This is a genomic window from Halomonas flagellata (genome assembly GCF_022487945.1).
GTDB classification, from domain to species: domain Bacteria; phylum Pseudomonadota; class Gammaproteobacteria; order Pseudomonadales; family Halomonadaceae; genus Halomonas; species Halomonas flagellata.
Map to the genome: position 1 here is coordinate 1 of NZ_JAKVPY010000055.1, position 5,161 is coordinate 5,161.

A 5,161-nucleotide genomic window follows, 5' to 3' on the forward strand; every position below is an offset into this window, starting at 1 on the left:
GGATTCAAAAGCCTCGCACTATCAGAATCTCGCTGCTCGGTAGCGAGATGGTGGAGGAACTGGCTGAGCGTTGCTGAGATGCCGGAAGTGCCGCTCAGCAAAGGGCCTGATGAAAGAGGCGGGGTCATGGCCCACCAGATCGGTTCCCGGGGCGAGCAAGGAGTTGGCGGCCCGATTGGCCTCTTGGATGCGCCCTTTGGTATCCAGGAGGAGATAGCCCATCGGAGCTCTCTCGAACAGGTCGCGATAGCGGGTCTGAGCGATTTCCCGGGCGATTTCCAACCGGTCTCGCGCCTGTTGCAGCTCCTCGTTCTGGATTCGCAGCTCTTCCTGGTGCAGCTCCAGCTCGGATACCAGGGACTGGGTATACTTAACGGTACAACTGGAAACATCCGTCAAGCCTTGACCCAGGCGACGGCGAGCCATTTCTCGCAGGACCCTCGGTGAAAGAGGCTGCGAATCGTTACTGTCCATATTCGGAACTCCTTTCGACGCGTTCCTAGGGCTCAGGCGCCGACCTTTGTCTGTCCATGGCGAGCAGGATCATTGCCGTGCCCTCTTCTAACTCTAGGCGGCGGGCGTTCAACCACAAGTGAGCCGGCTCCGGATCCCCGACAGCCACGCTCAGCTCGAAATCGCAGAAAGCCTGCTGTCGCGGCAAGACCTCTAGGAGGCAGGCCCTCAATTCCGGATTATCCCACTGCCCATCGGCCAGGTCGAACAGACTGTTGCCCTCCACCGCCTCCGGGGTCAAGGGAAAGGTGCGATAGAAGCCATCGTTGGCAGATACCACCCGCAGATCAGAATCGAGCACCAGCAGTGGCTCGCGAACGGTGTCCACGACCGCCCGGAAAAACGCCTCACCACGCGCCACGCCTTGGGCGACCTGTATGTCCTGGAAGGTGCAGACTACCCCCCGGATAACATTCCGTGTGCTGCGGTAGGGCTGGATGCGCAGCAGATACCAGTGGCCGCTTTGCGTCTGCACTTTCACCTCTTTGGGGACCAGGGTGTCCAGAACCGCCTCGGCGTCCGCCAGGAGAGTGTCGTAGCGCAACTTGGTGGTCAGCTCACTCAGCGGCCGGCCAATGTCGGTCGGGCGCACGGCAATCAGAACCTGCACAGCCGGGGTGAACCGTTTGATATTAAGGGCCTCGTCGAGAAAGAGGGTGGCGAGGTGGGAACTGTCCAGGAGATTCTTGAGGTCATCATTGACCTCGGTGAGATTATCGACGCGATTTCGTAACTCCGCGTTGACGCTGCGCAGCTCCTGGTTGAGGGATTCGACTTCCTCCTTGGCGGCTTCCAGCTCCTCGTTGCTGCTCTGGTGCTCCTCGTTCATGGACTGGTGCTCCTCGTTCATGGACTGGAGCTCTTCGTTCATTGACTGGAGCTCCTCGTTGGCAGCACGCATCTCTTCCACCGCCACTTGCTTGTCTTGACGCAGCGCCTCCAGCTCACGCTTCAGACGAGCCTCGGTATCGCCGTTGTCGCCGACTGTGCCCTCAATATTGGTGGCTGGGTCGCGTGCCTCGACGGACCCGCTCGCCGGGCCTGCATCGGGGACCGGATGAAAGGCCACCAGGTAGAATCCTACCAGGGCGGTGGGCATCCGAATCCGTTGGACCTCCAGTCGAACCGGTTCGGTATCGCCATTGGTCTGGACCTGAACCTCCCGGCTGACGTGATCGGCATCACCACCCGACGCCCTCTGCAACGCCTGACTCAGCGGCGCTCGCAGCCCCGGGCGTGCCATCTCCAGGAGCCGATTTCGGGTGGGACCGCTGGCGGGCTCCAGGAATTTGCCGATTCGCCCGTGGACGTACACTACCTCCCCGCGGTCGTTGACGACCACCGCCGGCGGAGCAAACTGCAGCGCGATAAGGCGTTCCACGCTGTGGGAGAGGCTGTCAACGGACCCCACTGCCGGACTCTCGGTGAGCGCCTCGTAGGGCAGTCGGCGGAAACGGCTGGGGCCCGGCATCACCGGCAAACGGGTTGCCAAGGAGCCCTCGGCCACCCGGTAGATCCGGGCCTCCTTGTCCACCACGGAGAAGGCCTCGCTCTGGTGGTCCATGCTCTCTGAGGGTCCCAGCAGCAGCAGCCCGTGACTGCGCAGGGCGTAGCGGAATACACCCAGGAGGCGCTCCTGACGATCCCGTTCTAGATAGATCAGAAGGTTGCGACAGGTAACGAGGTCCATGCCGGTGAATGGCGGGTCCTGAAGGGCGTTGTGCTCGGCGAATACCACCATGTCCCGCACCTCCTCCCGGCTGATCCGGTAGGTGTCGTTTTCGGCAGAGAAATACCGCCGCAGGTACGACTCGGGCAGATCCTGGGCGATGCCGGCCGGATAGCGTCCCCTTCGGGCCGCTTCGATGGCCGCCTGATCCACATCGGTGGCGAAGATCCTGACCTCCGGAACCTGCTCCCAGTCAATCAGGCATTCCCGGATGAGGATGGCCAGGGTGAAGGCCTCCTCGCCGGTGGCACAGCCCGCTACCCAGGCTCGGAACTCCTGTCCCGTCCGGGCCGCCTGTTGCAGCATCGCCGGCAACAGCGTCTTACCTAGCGCGGTCCAGACCGGGGGGTCCCGGAAGAAGTTAGTGACACTGATTAGGAACTCCTGGAACAGGAGGTTGACCTCCTCGGGATGGGATTGCAGGTAGTCCAGGTACGCCTGAGGATCGGGAATTTGCCGCAGGTCCATGCGCCGCTCCAGGCGCCGAGTCAGCGTGCTGGCCTTGTAACCCGAAAAATCGTGACCGGTACGATGCCTCACCCGGCTCAGGATCTGGCTCATGAGACCTGGTGGGATCGCCGGCTGATGGCCTGACAGAGCTGCCTGGCGATGGACTTGCGAGCGGAGATAGCCGGTCAAGGTGGCCGGCATATCCGTCGGAGGCAGCACGTAGTCCACCTGGCCGGTCGCGATGGCATTAGCAGGCATATCCCCAAACTCGGCGGTATCCGGGTCCTGGGCCATGACCATACCGGACAGGGACTTGACGACCTGAATTCCTAAGGTGCCATCGCTGCCCGTTCCGGACAGGACAATCGCGAGGGCCCGATGTCCCGCCTCCTCCGCCAGGGAGCGAAAAAAAGCGTCGATGGAATGAGGCGGGCCGGACCGCCGCACCGCCACCGGCAGGTGGGTCACCGGATGTTCCTGAGGCTTCCGAGACCGGACCAGTTGACCCCGGTAAAAGATCCAGCCGTCATCCGGCAGCGCTACATAGACCCGGTTCGGCAAGAGGGTTTCTCCCTCCGCGACCATCTGGACGGGCATGGCCGTTTGTGGACCGAGGATTTCAGGCAAAAGGCTGCGCTCGCCACTGGGATGGTGGGTGACGATGACATACGCGGCTCCCGTGTCGGCAGGCAGATTGGCCAGGAAGGATCTAAGGGGCTGGAGAGATCCGGCTGACCCCCCGATACCGACGACCGGTAAGGCGTCCGCGGGGGAATGAGTGTTCGATAGCGGCATGGGCTGATCTCGGACGAAGGGGTTTTAGTCTCTCATCTCCTCACAGTTTATCTTATCCCGTCTCATTCACGGGATCGTCTTTCGCCCATGGCAAGCAGGCCTCTTGAGTCGCGCTCTGTCTGGAAAATACTGATTCTAAAAGAGAACCTACTCTGCGCCAACGGCTGGAGAAGCTTGCCGCCAACGACCTGCAGGCGCGCACCGCGACCTGGTCCACCACCCTGCTGTCGCTGGTGGAAGCACCGATCACCGCCGAGAAGACGCATGTCTGTCTGGACATCGACACCTTCGTCATGGACAACAGCAACTCGCACAAGGAAGGCGTCTCGCGGACTTACCAGCAAGTCGATGGCTACACGCCCATCGCCGCTTACCTGGGCAACGAAGGCTGGTGTCTGGGCCAGGGAAAACGCATGAGAGCTTTCACACCGCTAGAACATCGGCGAGATACTCCTCACTCAGCGCAGCTTTCTTCTGTTTTCGCCGAATTCCACCCTTGAATCTCGTCTCACCTTTCAGGTAATTCAGCGCTATATGGTGGACCCTTCCGAGATTTTCTGCGGCACGACCTCGGCGGATTCGGCAGGCATCTTCCCGCATGGCGACATCCAGGAACCAGTGCAACTTATTCTCCACGTGCCAATGTTGGCGGACGGCCTTCGCCATCTGTTCCGCAGTCAGTTCGGCAAAGCTAATGTAGTAACGCACCACAGCTTCGTCAGGTGGCTCATCGCCTTCCTGGCGAAATGAAACGACAGCACCAACCGTTTTCAGATCCGGCCATTCGCAGATAAGCCCCTGAAATTCATGAGAAACGTCACTCACCACGTGGTAGCGTGACTCCTCTCGGCCGCGATTTTTCTCTACTGTGGTGTAGGCATCCCCCGCATAATTCGCGATCACCTTCATCGGAAAGGCGGCCTCGAACGCGTCGGCCAGCTTGGGCTGATTGTCCTTGACCGATAGCAGGTAGTCGGCCCCTTGCCGGCGGATCTGATGGGCAATCTTCTTCTGGCATCCCATGGCGTCAATGGTGACCAGGCAGCCATAGAGATCCAATAGCTTGAGCAGCTCAGGAATCGCCGTGATCTCGTTGGATTTTTCGTCAGTTTTTATCTGACCCATCACAACCCCATTGGCGGTGCTGAAGGCGCTGACCATGTGGATCGCCGCCTTATCCTTGCCTCGGCAATACGAGCCTCGCAGCGTCTTGCCATCGATCGCCACGATGGCCCCGTCTGTCGCGTCATGGCAGGCCTTCATCCAGTCGGCAAAGGCGGTCTGCAGCTGCTTGGCATTGATCAGCGCCATCACGCGCGCCAGGGTGTCGTGGCTGGGCACTCCAGACTCAAAATCGCCGTACTGGCGAAGAAAACCCAGCTTTTCGTGCCCAAAGTCCTCGATCTCCTCCCATCCCTCGGCACCACAGATCACCGCACGGACGGTCAGAAACAGGATATCTGACAGCTGATGTTTGATTTTCCACGCCTGGCGGAAGTCCGGAATGATCGATAAATGGTGCATCAGTGACGGTGTCAGCATGGGGGCCCTATGCGTCAACGTAGTTGTCACCTAAACGGATTGAGAGGTGATCAACGTGCGTTACCCCGCAGAGCGTAAGGAAGCCATCCTCAAGAAGATGGCGCCGCCCATGAGCTTGACCATCCCGGAACT

Annotated in this window: 3 protein-coding genes; all 3 read right to left on the reverse strand. The window is 60.5% G+C overall.

What is annotated here, in order from left to right:
• Positions 1–21: 21 nt before the first annotated feature.
• The 3 genes from MKP05_RS22005 to MKP05_RS20980 all read right to left on the reverse strand — a co-directional run bounded on the left by MKP05_RS22005 (position 22) and on the right by MKP05_RS20980 (position 5,029).
• The gene (locus tag MKP05_RS22005) at positions 22–474 is read right to left on the reverse strand and encodes a PAS domain-containing protein (protein WP_369127986.1); all 453 of its coding nucleotides are present in this window, start codon (positions 472–474) and stop codon (positions 22–24) included.
• 25 nt (positions 475–499) lie between these two features.
• A complete protein-coding gene (locus tag MKP05_RS20970; protein WP_240570098.1) occupies positions 500–3,487 on the reverse strand; it encodes a CheR family methyltransferase in 2,988 nt (995 codons plus the stop codon).
• A 423-nt stretch (positions 3,488–3,910) separates the two neighbouring features.
• Positions 3,911–5,029 (reverse strand): ISAs1 family transposase, encoded by a 1,119-nt coding sequence (locus MKP05_RS20980; protein WP_240570099.1) that lies wholly within the window; start codon positions 5,027–5,029, stop codon positions 3,911–3,913.
• Positions 5,030–5,161 lie beyond the last annotated feature (132 nt).